Annotated in this window: 14 protein-coding genes and 1 pseudogene; 7 read left to right on the top strand and 8 right to left on the bottom strand. The window is 68.0% G+C overall.

Features of this window, described 5'->3' with window-relative positions:
- Positions 1-831 (bottom strand): annotated as a pseudogene (locus tag QZ994_RS13335) (hypothetical protein); the annotation flags it as partial.
- A 69-nt stretch (positions 832-900) separates the two neighbouring features.
- Between QZ994_RS13335 and mutM the strand changes: the two are divergent.
- From mutM to mutY, 3 genes are all read left to right on the top strand, one after another.
- The gene (gene mutM / locus QZ994_RS13330; protein WP_290872332.1) at positions 901-1,749 is read left to right on the top strand and encodes a bifunctional DNA-formamidopyrimidine glycosylase/DNA-(apurinic or apyrimidinic site) lyase; all 849 of its coding nucleotides are present in this window, start codon (positions 901-903) and stop codon (positions 1,747-1,749) included.
- Between the two features lie 79 nt (positions 1,750-1,828).
- Entirely contained in the window at positions 1,829-3,865 is a 2,037-nt protein-coding gene (locus QZ994_RS13325; protein WP_290872329.1) for a dynamin family protein, read from the top strand.
- The gene (mutY, locus tag QZ994_RS13320; protein ID WP_290872326.1) at positions 3,862-4,953 is read left to right on the top strand and encodes an A/G-specific adenine glycosylase; all 1,092 of its coding nucleotides are present in this window, start codon (positions 3,862-3,864) and stop codon (positions 4,951-4,953) included. The genes QZ994_RS13325 and mutY overlap by 4 nt, the downstream gene beginning before the upstream one ends.
- On the opposite strand, the gene xth is transcribed toward mutY, so the two are convergent.
- The 5 genes from xth to QZ994_RS13295 all read right to left on the bottom strand — a co-directional run bounded on the left by xth (position 4,954) and on the right by QZ994_RS13295 (position 10,025).
- Complete coding sequence (gene xth, locus QZ994_RS13315; RefSeq protein WP_290872322.1) at positions 4,954-5,733, bottom strand: exodeoxyribonuclease III; 780 nt, start codon at positions 5,731-5,733, stop codon at positions 4,954-4,956.
- 83 nt (positions 5,734-5,816) lie between these two features.
- Complete coding sequence (locus QZ994_RS13310) at positions 5,817-7,232, bottom strand: diguanylate cyclase (protein WP_290872319.1); 1,416 nt, start codon at positions 7,230-7,232, stop codon at positions 5,817-5,819.
- A gap of 142 nt (positions 7,233-7,374) precedes the next feature.
- Entirely contained in the window at positions 7,375-8,580 is a 1,206-nt protein-coding gene (gene pcaF / locus QZ994_RS13305) for a 3-oxoadipyl-CoA thiolase (RefSeq protein ID WP_290872316.1), read from the bottom strand.
- Positions 8,581-8,617: 37 nt separating this feature from the next.
- Entirely contained in the window at positions 8,618-9,295 is a 678-nt protein-coding gene (locus QZ994_RS13300) for a 3-oxoacid CoA-transferase subunit B (RefSeq protein ID WP_290872313.1), read from the bottom strand.
- A gap of 31 nt (positions 9,296-9,326) precedes the next feature.
- Complete coding sequence (locus QZ994_RS13295; protein WP_290872310.1) at positions 9,327-10,025, bottom strand: 3-oxoacid CoA-transferase subunit A; 699 nt, start codon at positions 10,023-10,025, stop codon at positions 9,327-9,329.
- A 196-nt stretch (positions 10,026-10,221) separates the two neighbouring features.
- Here QZ994_RS13295 and QZ994_RS13290 point away from each other — a divergent pair, with 196 nt between their 5' ends.
- From QZ994_RS13290 to pcaG, 4 genes are all read left to right on the top strand, one after another.
- Positions 10,222-11,109: an IclR family transcriptional regulator C-terminal domain-containing protein gene (locus QZ994_RS13290; RefSeq protein WP_290872307.1), complete on the top strand. Its 888-nt coding sequence runs from the start codon at positions 10,222-10,224 to the stop codon at positions 11,107-11,109.
- 3 nt (positions 11,110-11,112) lie between these two features.
- On the top strand, positions 11,113-12,042 hold the full coding sequence (locus QZ994_RS13285; RefSeq protein WP_290872304.1) for a LysR substrate-binding domain-containing protein: 930 nt from the start codon (positions 11,113-11,115) through the stop codon (positions 12,040-12,042).
- Between the two features lie 172 nt (positions 12,043-12,214).
- Complete coding sequence (gene pcaH, locus QZ994_RS13280) at positions 12,215-12,940, top strand: protocatechuate 3,4-dioxygenase subunit beta (protein ID WP_290872335.1); 726 nt, start codon at positions 12,215-12,217, stop codon at positions 12,938-12,940.
- Between the two features lie 15 nt (positions 12,941-12,955).
- Positions 12,956-13,594 (top strand): protocatechuate 3,4-dioxygenase subunit alpha, encoded by a 639-nt coding sequence (pcaG, locus tag QZ994_RS13275; protein ID WP_290872301.1) that lies wholly within the window; start codon positions 12,956-12,958, stop codon positions 13,592-13,594.
- A gap of 134 nt (positions 13,595-13,728) precedes the next feature.
- Here the strand turns inward: pcaG and pcaD are convergent, their stop codons facing one another.
- Positions 13,729-14,988 carry a 3-oxoadipate enol-lactonase gene (pcaD, locus tag QZ994_RS13270; RefSeq protein WP_290872297.1) on the bottom strand — a complete coding sequence of 420 codons (1,260 nt, stop codon included), beginning with the start codon at positions 14,986-14,988 and terminating at the stop codon, positions 13,729-13,731.
- 56 nt (positions 14,989-15,044) lie between these two features.
- Entirely contained in the window at positions 15,045-16,403 is a 1,359-nt protein-coding gene (gene pcaB / locus QZ994_RS13265) for a 3-carboxy-cis,cis-muconate cycloisomerase (protein ID WP_290872294.1), read from the bottom strand.
- Between the last annotated feature and the right edge of the window lie 271 nt (positions 16,404-16,674).

Below are 16,674 nucleotides of genomic sequence, written 5' to 3'. Positions count from 1 at the left end.
GGACAGCTGGGCCTGAACCAGGGCTTCGGCCTCGGGGCGCTGGGTGTCCATCAGGTCGACGGCCAGCAGGCCTCCCAGCGGCAGCAGGGGCTGAAGGGCCAAGGCCTTGCGGGTGGCGCCGAGGGCCTTGTCGGGCTGGCGGGCCTGGAGCCAGGCTTCCCCGCTTGCGGCCCAGGCTTCGGCCAGTTCAAGGGGGGGCAGACGCCAGGGCTGGGTGGCCTCGTCGACGACCTGAGCGGCGACCTGGCGGTCGCTGAGGCGCGCCAGCGTGCGGGGCAGGGCGGCGATCACCTGGGGTTGCTGGGGTGCCGGGCTGAGCTGGATGACTGCGCGCAGGGGGGCTGCCAGTTCGCTGCTCCGGCCAAGGGCCAGCAGGATCTGGGCGGTGTATTCGGCGGCTTCGCGTGATTGTGGTTGGGCCTGGCGCCAGGCCTTGGCGGCGGTCAGGGCCTGTTCGCCGGCGCGGGCCTTGAGGGCGATGTCGACGGCGCGCTGGTAGAGCTGGCCATTCTGATTGCGGCGGGCGGCCTCGAGGTAGATCTGGTAGGCCGAGCCGGCGTCACCGGCATTGGCCTGGATCTCGGCGATCAGGGTCTGATAGAAGAGGTCGCGGTCCATGGCCGAGTTCTGAACCGTGGGCTTGGCGGGCTCTTCGGTGGGGCCGCCTTTGGTGGCGGGTTTGCCGACGGGTGCCGCGTGGGCCGACAGGGGCAGGCCCAAGGCGCCACACAGGAGGCCGGCTGCGCAGGTGGTCAGGGCTTGGCGAAACAGCGGGGCCGGGTTCTGGCGCCTGGGCAGGACAGGCAAGGCGCGGACGGTCGTGTCGGACATGGACTCTCCAAAGATCTGGTCATTCTATTGACACGCCGCGGCCGCTTCGGGGTGGGGATAATGGTCTGCATGCCTGAATTGCCTGAAGTCGAAGTCACACGCCTGAGCCTGGTGGACCGGATCCTGGGAGCCCGGGTGCAGGCCGTGCGCCTGGGCAAACCGCTGCGCTGGCCCTTGGGGCGCCCGGTGGACGAGCTGACAGGGTGCGAGGTGGGTGCCGTGAGCCGCCGGGGCAAGTACCTGTGGTTCCCGCTCAGCCGCCTGGGGCCCGATGGCATCGGCCGTCTGGACGAGGGGGGCTTGCTGGTCCATCTGGGGATGTCGGGCTCACTGGGCTTTGCCGACCAGCTGCCGCCGCCTGGTCCGCATGACCATTTCGAAATGCAGACCTCCCAGGGCGTGCTGCGCCTGACCGACCCGCGGCGTTTCGGGGCCGTGTTGTGGGGCCCTTCCCTGCACGAAGGGTGGCCGGGCAAGCTGCTGTCAGGGCTGGGGCTGGAGCCCTTCGATGCCGGATTGACTGGGCGCCATGTGCATGAGCGCTTGCGTGGTCGCCGTGTGCCGGTGAAGCAGGCCTTGCTGGCGGGCGACATCGTGGTGGGGGCCGGCAACATCTATGCCTGCGAGGCCCTGTTCCGCTCGGGGATCGACCCGCGTCTGGCCGCTGGCAAGCTGAGCCGGCCGCGTGCGCAGAAGCTGGTCGACGAGGTGCAGGCGGTGCTGCGCCAGGCCATGGCCATGGGGGGCTCCAGCCTCAAGGACTTCAAGGACGCCCACGGCAGCCAGGGCCACTTCCAGCTCAGCACCATGGTCTACGGACGGGCGGGCGAGCCCTGCCGGGTGTGCGGCACACCCATCCGGCGGGTGGTGCAGGGGCAACGGTCGACCTTTTTCTGCCCGTCCTGCCAGAAACGGTGAGTCCCGCCTTGCTTCAGGGGGCCCGGACCGGCCTTGATCACTTGTGCACTGCACACCGCCTTAGGCTAGGATGGAGCGCATGTTGCCGACTTTTGCCAGCCACCTCGACGCCCTGGGCCAATGGCGTGCCGACACCGACGCCAAGCTGGCCTCGCTGGCGCGGTTTGCCCGGGAGCACGACCTTCTGGACGACGCATCTGCGGAGTGGTTCGAGGCCATGCGGCATCGCCTCTCGGGCGAAAAGCTCATGGTGGCCTTCGTGGCCGAGTTTTCGCGCGGCAAGTCGGAACTGATCAACGCCATCTTCTTTTCGGACAAGGGCCGCCGCATGATGCCGGCTTCGGCCGGTCGCACGACCATGTGCCCGGTGGAGCTGGGCTATGACGCCGAGGAGCCGGTGGGCCTGTCGCTGCTGCCCATTGAGACGCGGCTGGAAGCGGCCTCGCTGAGTGATTACCGCCGTCATGCCCAGGCCTGGCACTGGATCGCCCTTGATCTGGCTGATCCCGATGCCATGGCGACCTCGCTGGGTGAGGTGGTGCGCACGCGCCGGGTCTCGACCGAAGAGGCCGCACGCCTGGGGTTCTGGGACGTGTCCCGCCCGGAAGACAACCCGCCCTTGCAGGCCGATGGCCTGGTCGAGGTGCCGGTGTGGCGACATGCCCGCATCAACCTGCCGCACCCGCTGCTCAAGCGCGGCCTGGTCGTGCTGGACACCCCTGGCCTCAACGCCATCGGCACAGAACCCGAACTCACGCTGGGCTTGCTGCCCCAGGCGCATGCCACGGTCTTCATCCTGGGGGCCGACACCGGCGTGACCAAATCCGATCTGGCCATTTGGCGCGACCACCTGAGTGGCCCGGCGCTGGCCCGTTATGTGGCGCTGAACAAGATCGACACCCTGGTCGACCCCTTGAGCACGCCGGCCGAGGTGGCCGATGTGATCGCGCGGCAGTGCGACAGCGTGGCCCAGACGCTCGAGATCCCAGCCGCGCACGTGTTCCCGATCTCGGCCCGACAGGCCCTGGCCGCCCGGCTGAATGGTGACGAAGCCGGCCTGGGGGCCAGCCGCCTGGGCGCCTTCGAGCAGGCTTTGTCCGATGGCCTGCTGCCGCGTCGACGCGAGAACCTGGCCGAGGCCGCCGTGCAAGGGGCTCAGCGCTTCCAGCATCAACTGGGGCGCCGCTTTGGCGAGATGCGCCGCCTCTATGCCGACCAGCTGCTGGAGCTGCGCGGCCTGCGCGGCAAGAGCACGGGCAAGGTGCAGCTGATGCTGCAGCGCGTGCAGGCCGAGGCGACGGAGTTCGAGCAGTGCACGGCGCGCCTGCAGGCGATGCGCAGCGTGCACGCCCGCATGCTCAAGGACGTGTTGAAGGAGCTGTCGTCCGACCGCCTGCGTGGTGAGGTCGACGTGTTGCAGCAGGTGCTGGGGGGCTCGTGGCTGCCCTTGGGGGCGCGCAAGGCGTTCATCGAGCTGTGCGGGCGCTTGCGCGGCCTGATCGAGCAGGCCCAGGCCCGCAACGACGAGGTCCACGCCATGCTGGTGGCTTCGTTCGCCAAGCTCAATGCCGAGTTCGGCTTCAGCCTGGTGGCCGAGGTGCCCTTGGACGTGCGCAAGTACGCCGAAGACCTGAACCTGATCGAGCGCAACTACGTTCAGTACCTGGGGCTGAGCCAGGCCTTCCGGCTGGCACAACCCGGCTTCCAGGAGCAGTTTCGCCGCATGCTGGTGTCGCGCTTGCGTGTGGTCTTCGAGACCGTGAGCAACGACATCGAACTGTGGAACAAGACGGCGTCTGCCCAGGTTGACAGCCAACTGCGCGAGCGCCGCCGCAATTTCAAACGGCGCTACGAGTCGCTGGACCGCATCCAGTCGGCCTCCAGCGAGCTGGACACCCGCCTCCAGGAAGTGCAGGCCCAGGATGAGCGTGTGCTGCAATTGCAGACGCGGCTGGCCACCCTGGTGGACGAACTCACGGCGCAGGCTCGGGCCACGGCCGGTCTGGGTGAGCCGGCGGCCTCGGGCTTCGAGACCGCCAGTGGCCTGCCGACCGAGATCGAGCACCTGTCGCTCGACCTCAACAGCCTGAGCGTCAGCACCGCCCCCGACGCATGAGCGACCCGTCTCCCGAGCGCCTGCTGCAACGCGCGCAGCGGCTCAGTCCCGACCTGGCCGATCGCCTGGTGGCCTGGCAGCGTGCCGAAGGCCGCCACCACCTTCCCTGGCAGAAGTTGCGCGACCCTTACCGCGTGTGGCTTTCGGAGATCATGCTGCAGCAGACCCAGGTGGCGACCGTACTGGGCTACTTCGAGCGCTTCCTGGGCCGATTCCCCGATGTGTCGGCGCTGGCCGCGGCGCCGCTGGACGAGGTGCTCACGCTGTGGGCCGGCCTCGGGTACTACAGCCGCGCCCGCAACTTGCACCGCTGTGCGCAGGCGGTGGTCGACCTGCATGGCGGCGTCTTCCCGGCCACGGCCGAGGCGCTGCAGACCTTGCCCGGCATCGGCCCCTCGACGGCATCGGCGATCGCGTCCTTCTGTTTTGATGAGCGCATTTCCATCATGGATGGCAACGTCAAGCGGGTGCTGAGCCGTGTGCTGGGCTGGGGCGAGGACCTGTCGGTGCGGGCGCACGAACGCGCCTTGTGCGAGGCGGCCGAGCAGGTGCTGCCCTTGCGACCCGCCGACATGCCGTCTTACACCCAAGGGCTGATGGACTTGGGGGCCACCTTGTGCACCCCGCGCAAGCCGTCGTGCCTGACCTGTCCCTGGTCGGACCTGTGTGTGGGCCGTCGCGAAGGTGAGCCCGAACGCCTGCCAGTGAAGACGCGCAAGCTCAAGCGCAGCGAGCGCGAAAGCTGGCTGCCCTGGCTGGTGTGGGGCGACAAGGTGTGGCTGCATCAGATGCCGGAGAAGGGCGTCTGGGCGGGGCTGTGGACCCTGCCTTTGCTGGATGATGAAGCGGCGGTGGCCGACTTGCTGGGCGAGACCCTGATGGCCGAGGCCGAACCCCAGCCCCGTCAGAAGCACGTGCTCACGCACCTGGATTGGTGGCTCAACCCACGGCGCGTGCTGCTGGGCGATGCGGATGCCCAGGTCGTGTCGGCCCGCCTGCTGCAGACCGAGCCCTCCGGGCGCTGGGTGGCCGAGGCCGACCTGGGGCGCTACGGCCTGCCGGCGCCGCTTCGCAAGCTGCTGGGCTGATCAGGCCAGGGTGACGACCACGGGTGCGTGGTCGCTCGGGCGCTCGTTCTTGCGCGGGGCCTTGTCGATCACGCAGGCGGTGGTGCGGGCTTTCAGGGGCTCGCTCACCAGGATGTGGTCAATGCGCAGGCCCTGGTTCTTGCGGAAGGCCAGGTTGCGGTAGTCCCACCAGCTCCAGGGTTTGGGCGGCTGCTCGAAAAGGCGGAAGGCATCGGTGAAGCCCAGCTCGATCAGCTTCTGGAAGTGGGCGCGCTCTTCGACCGTGCAGTGGATCTGGTCCTTCCAGCCGATGGGGTCGTAGACATCGGCATCCGTGGGGGTGATGTTGAAGTCGCCCATGAGGACGACGTGGGGATGCCGGGCAAGCTCGTCTTTCAGCCAGGCTTCGAGGGCTTCGAGCCACGCCATCTTGTAGACGAACTTGTCGCTGTCGGGCGCCTGGCCGTTGGGGAAGTAGCCGCCCACCACGCGCACGCTGCCCAGCACGGGATCGGGCACGGTACCGGCGATGACGCGGGCTTGCTCGTCAGGGAAGCCGGGGATGTTCTTCACGATGTCGGTGCTGCCCACCTTGGTCAGCAGGGCCACACCGTTGTAGGTCTTCTGCCCGAACCACTGGGCCTGGTAGCCGGCGGCTTCCAGGTCGGCATGCGGGAACTTGTCGTCGGTGAGCTTGGTTTCCTGCAAGACCAGGGCGTCAACCGGGTTGGCGGCCAGCCAGTCGATCAGTTGGGGCAGGCGGACGGCGAGGGAGTTGACGTTCCAGGTGGCGAGTTGCATGGCAATGGAGGGCTGGGGCGGCGCACGAGGCCGAGGCGCGCATTATCCCGCCAGGCCGATGGCGCCGTGGTGGCCGCCCGGGATCACCCCTGTCCGGGCTCGCGGGGCGGGCGGCCCTGCTCCCCCATGCCTTCGCTGAAAAAGCCGTGTCGGCCTCGACCCTGGGCCTTGGCGGCGTACATGGCGGCGTCGGCGTGCTTCATGAGCTCGTTGCCATCGAGCCCGTCCTGCGGGTAGCAGGCGATGCCGATGGTGGCGCCCACGTCGACGGTGTGCGCGCCAATCTGCACGGGTTGCGAGAGGCTGGCAATGAGCTTGCTGGCGACACGGGCGAGGTCGGCGGGCTCGCGCACGTGCTCGATCAGCACGATGAACTCGTCACCACCCATGCGCGCTGCGGTGTCGGACTCCCGCAGTTCGGTGCGCAGGCGGGTGGCGATGACCTTGAGCAACTCGTCTCCGACGTCGTGACCCAGGGTGTCGTTGACCTGCTTGAAGCGGTCGAGGTCGAGGAACATCAGGCCGAGCTGTTCACCCTGGCGCAGGGCGCCCTCGATCGCATGGGCCAGGCGGTCGAGCAGCAGGGTGCGGTTGGGCAGGCCCGTGAGCAGGTCGTGGAAGGCGAGGTGGCGGATGTGTTCGTCCTTGCGGCGAAGGTCGGTCACGTCGTTGAAGATGCCGACGTAGAGCGCGCCTTCGTCGCCGGTCCCATGCACCTTGCTGAAGTTCAGCCACTGGCAGAACAGTTCGCCGTTCTTGCGCTGGCTCCAGACCTCGCCCGTCCAGCGGCCCGACTGCAGCAGTTTGTTCCACTGCTCGCGGTAGAAGTTCAGGCCGTTCTGTTCGGAGCGCAGCAGGCTGAGCTTCTGTCCCACGGCTTCTTCGGCGGTGTAGCCGGTGAGGGTGGTGAAGGCCGGGTTGACCGAGTGGATGCGCGAGCTGGCGTCGGTGACGACGATGCCGTCCATGGCGTTGTCGAACACGTTGGCCGCCAGCTGCAGCTGGGCGGCGGTGCGCTGGCGTTCCAGCAGCTCGGCCTGCAGTTGGGCATTGGCGCGCGTGAGTTCATGTTCGGCCTTGCTGCGCTCGGCGACCTGCTGGCGCAGGTTTTCGTGCACGGCCGCCCATTGGGCCGGGCCGGGCAGGGCAATGGCCTTGGGCAGGAGCCAGTACAGGGCGGCGGCGGTGCCGACCGAGACGATGGCGGTCAGCATCTTGACCAGACCGGCGGCCAGGTAGTCGGGATGCCAGAGCGTCCACATCGACATGAGGTGGGTGGCACCGCAGGCGAGGATGAAGACGCCAAAGAGCACGAAGACCCAGCTGAACTGCAGGTCCTTGCGGAGGCGAACCAGCTGGATCAGCAGGATGGGGATGGTGGCGTAGGCGGCGGCGGTGACGGCGTCCGCACCCAGGTGCATGGCCATGAGGCCGGGTTGCCAGGACAGGCAGTAGCCGTGAGGGATCAGGTGGGCCGTGACAGCGGACCATGTCGACATGCGTGGCTCCGGAACCTTGTCAGCTGGACAGATTACGCCTTGAGGGGAAAGGTGGATACAGGGAAATGCCTGTGCATTCCGGACAGTCCGCCATGAAAAAGGGGCCCCGCAGGGCCCCTGTGTTGTCAAGCGTGTCGTGGACTCAGACGCGTTCGACGATGATGGCGATGCCTTGGCCCACGCCAATGCACATGGTGCACAGGGCGTAGCGACCGCCGATGCGGTGCAGCTGGTTGACGGCCGTGGTCACCAGGCGGGCACCGCTGGCGCCCAGGGGGTGGCCGAGGGCGATGGCGCCACCGTTGGGGTTCACGCGGGCGTCGTCGTCAGGCAGACCCAGCTGGCGCAGCACGGCCAGGCCTTGTGCGGCGAAGGCTTCGTTCAGCTCGATCACGTCCATCTGGGCCAGGGTGAGGCCGGTCTGGGCCAGCACCTTGAGCACGGCGGGGGCCGGGCCGATGCCCATGATGCGCGGGGCGACACCGGCCGTGGCCATGCCGACGATGCGGGCGCGCGGGGTCAGGCCCTGGCGTGCGGCGGCACCTTCGGAAGCCAGGATCAGGGCGCAGGCACCATCGTTGACGCCCGAGGCGTTGCCAGCCGTGACGGTGCCCTCAGGGCGCACCACTGGGCGCAGCTTGGCCAGGGCTTCCATCGAGGTTTCGCGCGGGTGTTCGTCCTTGCTCACCACGATGGCATCGCCCTTTTTCTGGGGGATGGTGACCGGGGTGATTTCGGCGTCGAAGAAGCCGGCCTTTTGGGCTGCAACCGTCTTGGCCTGCGAGGCCAGGGCCATCTTGTCCTGGTCTTCGCGGCTGATCTGGAAGTCGGTGGCGACGTTCTCGGCCGTTTCCGGCATGGAGTCGACGCCGTACAGCTTCTTCATCAGCGGGTTGATGAAACGCCAGCCGATGGTGGTGTCCTGCACCGAGTTTTCGCGGCTGAAGGCCGAGGTGGCCTTGGGCATCACGAAGGGGGCGCGGCTCATGCTCTCGACGCCGCCGGCCAGCATCAGCTCGGCCTCGCCCGACTTGATGGCGCGGGCGGCGGTGCCGATGGCGTCCATGCCCGAACCGCAGAGGCGGTTGATGGTGGAGCCGGCCAGGGTGATGGGCAGGCCGGCCAGCAGCAGCGACATGCGGGCCACGTTGCGGTTATCTTCACCGGCCTGGTTGGCGCAGCCGTAGATCACGTCGGAGAAGGCTTCCCAGTCGAGCTGGGGGTGACGCTCTGCCAGGGCCTTGATGGGCACGGCGCCCAGGTCGTCGGCGCGCACCGAAGACAGGCTGCCGCCGTAGCGGCCAAAGGGCGTGCGCAGGGCATCGCAGATGTAGGCGTGTTGGGTCATGGTGTCTCGTGTCCTTGATGGATGCAGCGATGCAGGCTCAGGCCTGGACCAGGGTGACGCCAGGCGTCAGGGCTTGCAGGGCTTCCAGGCTGAGGCCGGGGGCCAGGTCGATGACCTTGCCGATGCCGCCTTCGAGGTCGATCACGGCGATGTCGGTGTACAGGCGGCTGACGCAGCCCAGGCCGGTGATGGGGTAGGTGCACTCGGGCGTGAGCTTGGCCTGGCCGGTCTTGGTCAGGTAGTCCATCATCACGTAGGTCTTCTTGGCGCCGATGGCCAGGTCCATCGCACCGCCCACGGCGGGGATGGCGTCCTTGCCGCCGGTGTGCCAGTTGGCCAGGTCGCCCTTGGCTGAGACCTGGAAGGCGCCGAGCACGCAGACGTCGAGGTGGCCGCCACGCATCATGGCGAAGCTGTCGGCATGGTGGAAGAACACGCCGCCCGGCAACAGGGTGACGGGTTGTTTGCCGGCGTTGATGAGGTCGAAGTCTTCTTCGCCTTCCTTGGGGGCCGGGCCCATGCCGATCACGCCGTTTTCGGAGTGCAGCACGATTTCCTTGTCGGCCGAGAGGTGGTTGGCCACCGCGGTGGGCAGGCCGATGCCGAGGTTGACGACGGCGCCGTCAGGGATGTCGTGGGCGACGCGGGCGGCGATCTGGTCGCGGGTCCAGCGGGTGTAGGCCGGTGCGGACGAGGTGGCTTGATCTTGGCTCATGGTGTGATCCTTGTCTGTCGTGGGCGCTGGCTCAGGCGCGCTTGAAGCCGCCGGCGGAGGTGGCAACGCGGTCGATCTTGACGACGCGCTGCACGAACAGGCCGGGGGTGACCACGGTTTCAGGGTCGATGCTGCCCAGCTCGGCGATCTCGTGCACGGTGGCGATCGTGACCTTGGCGGCGGTGGCCATGATCGGCCCGAAGTTGCGGGCGGTCATGCGGTAGGTGAGGTTGCCCCAGCGGTCGCCCTTCTCGGCCTTGATGAGGGCGAAGTCGGCATGGATGGGGGATTCGAGCACGTACATCTTGCCGTCGATCTCACGGGTCTCCTTGCCCTCGGCCAGCAGGGTGCCGTAGCCGGTGGGGGTGAAGAAGCCGCCGATGCCGGCGCCCGCAGCGCGGATGCGTTCGGCCAGGTTGCCTTGGGGCACGAGTTCGAGCTCCAGTTCGCCAGCGCGGTAGAGCGCGTCGAAGTGGTGGCTGTCGGCCTGGCGGGGGAAGGAGCAGATGATCTTGCGCACGCGCTTCTTGGCGAGCAGGGCGGCGAGGCCCGTGTCGCCATTGCCGGCGTTGTTGTTGACGATGACCAGGTCCTTGGCGCCGGTCTCGATCAGGGCGTCGATCAGCTCGTTGGGTTGGCCGGCGGTGCCGAAACCACCAATCATCACGGTCGCGCCGTCACGGATGTCGGCCAGCGCTTCGGCGGGGGTGGCCACGATTTTGTTGATCATGTGTGCTCTCTGTGCGGGGCGTGCAGTGCGTGTCACGCCGGTCTTGAGAAGTGTCTCGGATTGTGTTCTAATAGCGAACAAGAATTCGCAATTAGAACGGCGTGAGCTTAGGCATGTGACCGGTGCGTGTCAATTAAGGGTTAGCCCTTGGTTGTCCCCGCCCGCGTCCCGTTCCTTGTCGCCGTGGAGACCGCCCATGGCCCGAACATCTGCCGCCCGCAAGGCCTCCGCCCAGGCCGAAGCGGGGTTGTTTGCCGAACTGAATCCCGCGTCAGACACGGCCCCCACGCTGAGGCCACCCGCGGCGCCGGAGGGTGAGCCGCCCAAGCCCAGCGACAGTTATGTGCAGTCCTTTGCGCGCGGCCTCGATGTGCTGCGCAGCTTCGGTGCCGACGCCCCCGCCCAGACCTTGTCGGAGGCGGCCGAGCGCGTGGGCCTGACCCGTGCCGGCGCCCGCCGCATCCTGCTGACCCTGCAGACCCTGGGTTATGTGGAGCAGGACGGGCGGCTCTTTCGCCTCACGCCACGCGTGATGGAGCTGGGCTTCGCCTACCTGAGCGCCCAGCCCTGGTGGCACCTGGCCCAGCCCATCATGGAGCTGCTCACGGCCGAGTTGAAGGAGTCCTCATCGGCCGCGGTGCTCGATGGCGACGAGATCGTCTACGTGCTGCGCGTGCCCACGCACCGCATCATGTCGATCAACCTGGGGGTGGGCACCCGCTTGCCGGCCTGGTGCACCTCCATGGGCCGGGTGCTGCTGGCGGCCTTGCCCGAAGATGAGCGCGAACGCCGCGTGGCCGGCATGGTGCTGGAGGCCCGCACGCCCAGGACCATCGTCGACCACGACGAGCTGCTGGCCACGCTCTCGCGTGTGCGGCGCCAGGGCTGGGCGCTGATCAACGAGGAGCTGGAGCTGGGGCTGCTCTCTCTGGCCGCACCGATCCGTGACCGATCTGGGCGCGTGGTGGCCGCCATCAACGTGAGTGGCCAGGCCCAGCACACCACGGCCGAAGCAATGCAGGCCACCTACCTGCCGCCCCTGCTGGCCGCGGCCGAGCGCATCAGCGCCATGATGCCGAGGTGAGCCGTGTCCACGCTGCTGCACCGCATCCGCCTCCAGCACGTGCGCTGCCTGCTGGCCACGGCCCAGCACGGCAACATGCGCGCTGCGGCCGAGGCCCTGGCCATCACCCAGCCCGCCGTCACCAAGACCATCAAGGAGCTGGAAGACATCGTGGGCCAGCCCCTGGTGCAGCGCCTCCGCCATGGCGTGGCGCTCACGCCGGCCGGTGAGCTCTTTGCACGCCATGCGCGAGAAGGTGTGCAGGCGCTGGAGCAGGCCCTGGGCAGCGTGGTGCGGCCTGAAGGTGGTGTGTTGCGCCTGGGCGTGCTGCCTTCGCTGGCGGTGGACTGGTTGCAAAGCCTGCTCATGGCCTGGCGCGAGCGCGAGCCCCTGGGTGCCTTGCACGTGGTGACCGGCCGCAATGCAGAGTTGCTGGCCCAGTTGCAGCGCGGCGAGCTCGATGCCGTGCTGGGTCGGCTGGCCGAGCCCGATCGCATGCTGGCCCTGCGCTTCGAGCCGCTTTGGGCCGAGCCCCTGGTTGTGGCCATGCGACCGGATCACCCCATGGCCCTGCTGCCCTTGAGCGCCTGGCAGCGCCTGGCTCACCCGGTGATCTTGCCGCTGGCGGGCACGGCCATCCGCCAAGGGGCCGATGGCTTTCTGGCGGTGCGGGGATGCGAGCTGCTGCAGGGCCAGATCGAGACCCTGTCGGTGCCGCTGGCGCGTGCCCTGGTGCTGGACGCCGGGGCCCTGTGGTTCACGCCCCAGAGCACGGTGCGCGCCGACGTGGCCGCGGGCAGCCTGGTGGCGCAAGCCTTGCCCGGCGTGGCCACAGAGGCCGTGGGCCTCTTCCTGCAGGCCTCCCCAAGCGGGCAGATCGACGGCCGGCTGGAGGCCTTCTCGGGCCTGGTCCATGCCCTGGCCCAGCACGGCCGTCGGACAACCGCCGACTGAATCAGGTATTACTCTCGGTTATCGTCGGCCTGAGCATTCTTCAATTGCTTCCGGGGGCGGGCCTCTCTAAAGTGCGCGGCATGCCAGAACGAATCCCCCGCGTTCTGACCCACCCCAAAACAACCCGAGAGAGACGATGAGCCAGATCAAACTGCCTCCCCTCACTGGCGCCCTGTCCGCCAGCCTGACCGCCACCGGTCACTTCGGCCACCGCGACACCGATGCCCACCCGCCTGCCTACACGCCTGGCTACAAGACCAGCGTGCTGCGCTCGCCCCAGAAGACGCTGATCGCGAATTACGCGACCCTGTCGGAAGTGACCGCTCCGGTGTTCTCGCCCGCCGAACTCGGCCCCAAGGACAACGACCTCATCACCAACTTCGCCAAGGATGGCCTGCCCATCGGCGAGCGCATCGTGGTGCATGGCTTCGTGCGCGACGAGTTCGGTCGCCCCGTGAAGGGCGCCCTGGTCGAAGTGTGGCAGGCGAACGCCTCGGGCCGCTACCGCCACAAGAAGGACCAGTACCTCGGCACGCTCGACCCCAACTTCGGTGGCTGCGGCCGCATGGTGACCGACGAGAACGGCTACTACGTCTACCGCACCATCAAGCCGGGTCCTTACCCCTGGCGCAACCGCATCAACGAATGGCGTCCGGCCCACATCCACTACTCGATCAGTGGCGACGGCTGGGCCCAGCGCCTGATCACGCAGCTGTACTTTGAAGGCGACCCGCTGATCCCGCACTGCCCGATCATCAAGACGATCAAGAGCGAAGAGCAGATCCGTGGCCTGATTGCCCTGATGGACCGCGAGCAGGCTGTGCCGCAAGACAGCCTGTGCTACCGCTTCGACATCACCCTGCGTGGCCGCCGTGCCAACTGGTTCGAGAACAAGTAAGAAGGGGACAAGACCATGAGCACCATCCTGACCCAGTTCACCGAAACCGCTTCGCAAACGGGCGGCCCTTACGTTCACATCGGGCTGGCCCCCAAGCAGGCCGGCTTCGACATCTTCGAGAACAACTTTGGCAACGTGCTGGTCAAGCCCGAAACCAAGGGCGAGCGCATCCGCATCGAAGGCAAGGTCTACGACGGCACCGGCTCCGAGCTGCGTGACGTGCTGATCGAAATCTGGCAGGCCAATGCCGCCGGCAAGTACGCCCACCCGGCCGATACGCAGGACAAGCCGCTGGACCCGAGCTTCCGCGGCTGGGGCCGCACCGGTGCCGACTTCGACACCGGCCTCTACAGCTTCGAGACCATCAAGCCCGGCTCGGTGCCTGGTTTTGGCGGCACGACGCAGGCGCCTCACATCGCCTTCATCCTGTTTGCCCGTGGCATCAACATCGGTCTGCACACCCGCATGTACTTTGACGATGAGGCCGAGGCCAATGCCAAGGACCCCGTGATCAATGGTATCGAGTGGGCCGTGCGCCGCCCCACGCTCATCGCCAAGCGCGAAGAGCGCAATGGCGAGGTGGTGTACCGCTTCGACATCCGCATCCAGGACACGCCGGACGGTGGTCTGGAAACCGTGTTCTTCGACGTGTGATGAACCACCGTTGAAACCGGTCTGGGTGAGGCCACAAGCCTTGCCCGAACCAAACGGCCTCCCCCGGCCAGCAAAAAGGGCCCTCTGCGATGTGCGGAGGGCCCTTTTTCACACGCCGCCTGAGGCGGCAGAGATCACAGGCTGTGCAGCCAGGTGCTCACACACTCGGTGAAGGCCTTGGGCTGTTCCAGCACGCTGAAGTGCGAGGCCTCGGGCAGCACCACCAGCGTGGCGCCGGGTACGGCCTGGGCGATGGTCTTGGCCATGGCGGGCGGCGTGCCCACGTCCAGCTCACCAGCGATCACCAGCGTGGGCACCTTCAGCTGAGGCAGGCGGGCCGTGGTGTCGATCTGGCTGATGGCCTGACAGGTGGCGATGTAGCCGCGGGCGTCGCAGCCCACCACGCGCTGGCGCCAGCGGGCCACCGCGGCCGGCTGCTCGGCGTGGAAGCCGGCGTGGAACCAGCGTTGCAAGGCCCCGTCAACGATGCCTTCCAGGCCACTGGCTTCGATGGCCGCGATGCGCTGGGCCCAGCCTGCCTGGGCTTCTGCGGGATAACCGCTGGTGGTGTTGGCCAGCACCAGGGCGTTGACTTTGTCGGGGTGCTGCAGGGCGAGTTCCTGGCCCACCATGCCGCCCATCGACAGGCCGATGAAGGTCACCGGGCCGTCGACCACTTCGTCGATCAGGCGGGCCGCGTCGTCGGTCAGGTCCTGCATGGTGTAGGGGCCGGGCGCGACCTCGCTCAGGCCATGGCCGCGGTGGTCGTAGCAGACCACGCGGGCATCCCAGGACAGGGCGTTGGCCAGGTGGTCCCACATCATCACGTCGCAGCCCAGAGCGTGGCTGAGCACGATGGTGCGTGTGGCGGGCAGGCCGTTGCGGGGCTCGCGCACGGTGTAGTGCAGGCTGGGGGTGCTCTGTGTGAAGCGGCTGTGGCCGGTGCCGGGGTGGGCGGTGGTGTGCACGTCCATCTTGCGCAGCCAGGGCTCGAACTCCGGGCCCAGCTCCTTCAGAATCTTCACGGTTTCGGCGTGGGCGGTGTTGGCCGCGGGCACGCCGGCGTAGATGGCCGACTGGATCAGCACTTCCTTGATCTCGTCGACCGTCAGGCGCGTGGCCGGGTCACCGCCGGTGAGGGCTGCGCGGATGTGCAGTTCGAACTCTTCCCAGCGGCCCAGGGCGGTGGTGATGGCGAGCACGATGATGCGACGGGTGCGGTGGTCCAGACCCGGGCGGCCCCAGACCTCGTGCCACGCGTAGCGGGTGATGAAGCCCTGGAAGTCGGCGTTGAAGGCGTTGGCGTTGTTCAGCGAACGGTCCACCCAGGCATCGCCCAGGACGCCGCGGCGGTTGCGCAGGCCGCGCTGCAGATCGTGATCGAAAGAGGACATGGCAGAGGTGCTCTCGAGAAAAGGGTCGGAAGGAGACGGAAAGAGGGGGGCGAGGTTCAGGCGGCGCGCAGGCGCTGCAGGCGCTCGCGCGTCACGTGGGTGGCGTGGCGGGCTGCTTCGGAAGGCTCAAACGCCAGGCGCAGCGCGGCTTCGTCGACCTGGCCGCGCAGGGCGTCGCTGGCCTGTACGCGCGCCAGGGTCAGCGTGAGCAGGTGTGTGCCGCTGGCCGCGGCCTCGCGCGACAGGGATTCGAGTTCGTGGTGCGCAGCGGCGCGGCCGATGGCTTTGGCCAGCACGGCGCCGGCCGCTTCGGCGAAGACGAGGCCCAGCAGGCTGTCGATGTTGGCGCGCATGCGGGCCGGGTCGACGATGAGACCTTGGAAGGCGTCGTTCAGGGCCTGCAGGGCGCCGTGCGCACCCATGAAGAGGTGAGGCCACTCGGCCAGCTCGGCCTGCCAGTTACCCAGGCCGCGTTCGTGCTCCTGGGCCATGGTCGAGAGCATCGTGGCGACGCGGCCGGGTGCGCGGTAGAAGGCGGCCAGCGCCACCATGGACGAGACCGGGTTGCGCTTGTGTGGCATCGCGCTGGAGCCGCCGCGGCCTGCGCCCGAGGGCTCGGCCAGTTCACCGATCTCGCCCTGCGCCATGAGGGACAGGTCGGTGGCGATCTTGCCCAGCGTGCCGGTCAGGATGCCGACCTCGGCACCCAGGCGCATCCAGGTGTCGCGCTGTGTGTGCCAGCAGCCATCGGGCAGGGCCAGGCCCAGTTCCTGTGCCATGCGGCGCGACACGGCCGGGCCCTTGTCGCCCAGGGCCGAGAGCGTGCCCACGGCGCCGCCCAGTTGCAGTGCCAGGGCGAGGTCGGCCAGCTCGGTCAGCGCGGCACGGCTGCGCTGCAGGGGCGCAATCCAGCCCAGCATCTTGAAGCCGAGCGTGGTCACGGTGGCCGGCTGCATCAGGGTGCGCGCCAGGATGGGGGTGTCTGCGTGCTGTTCGGCAATGCCCAGCAGGCGATCGATCAGGCTGGTGAGGGAGGCATCGATCAGGTTGAGCGCCTGCTTGGTCAGCAAGGCGTTGCCGGTGTCGATCACATCCTGGCTGGTGCCGCCCTTGTGCACATGGCGTGCGGCCTCGGCATCGAGTTCGGCCGTGCGGGCCGTGAGCGCCTTGACCAGCGGGATGGCGAGGCTGCCTGCACTGCGGCTGGCGCGGGCCAGCTCGTTGGGGTCATACAGGCTGACGTCGCAGGCGCGGGCGATGACCTCGGCGGCGCTGGGGGGGATCAGGCCTTCGTCGGCTTCGGCCTTGGCAAGCGCGGCTTCGAAGTCCAGCATGGCCTGGATCAGGCGGGGGCCATCAAAGGCCTCGGCCATGGCGTCGGTGGAGAGGAACTGGTCGAAGAGGAGCGTGGTCACGTGAGGGGCTCTCGATGGGGTTGCCCGCGCTGCAGCGGTCGTGAAAGCGGGGGATGGATGCGTTCGTTCAGCGCACGCCGAGGGCGTCTTTTCGGGCTCCGAACGGCAGCAAAACAAAAGGCGAAACGCCACGGTGAGCGGCGCATTCAGCGACAGGTGTCACTGTAACGCGGCGCTCGCCGTGGCGTGTTGTCGAGCCTGTCATGACCGGGCTGAAGGGCCTGGTCATGCGGGCCGAGAAGGCCGATCAGAAGCGGTGAACGATGCCCAG

This window comes from Aquabacterium sp., assembly GCF_021768455.1.
Lineage (GTDB): Bacteria > Pseudomonadota > Gammaproteobacteria > Burkholderiales > Burkholderiaceae_C > Aquabacterium.
This window is presented reverse-complemented; position numbering and strand designations above follow the sequence as displayed.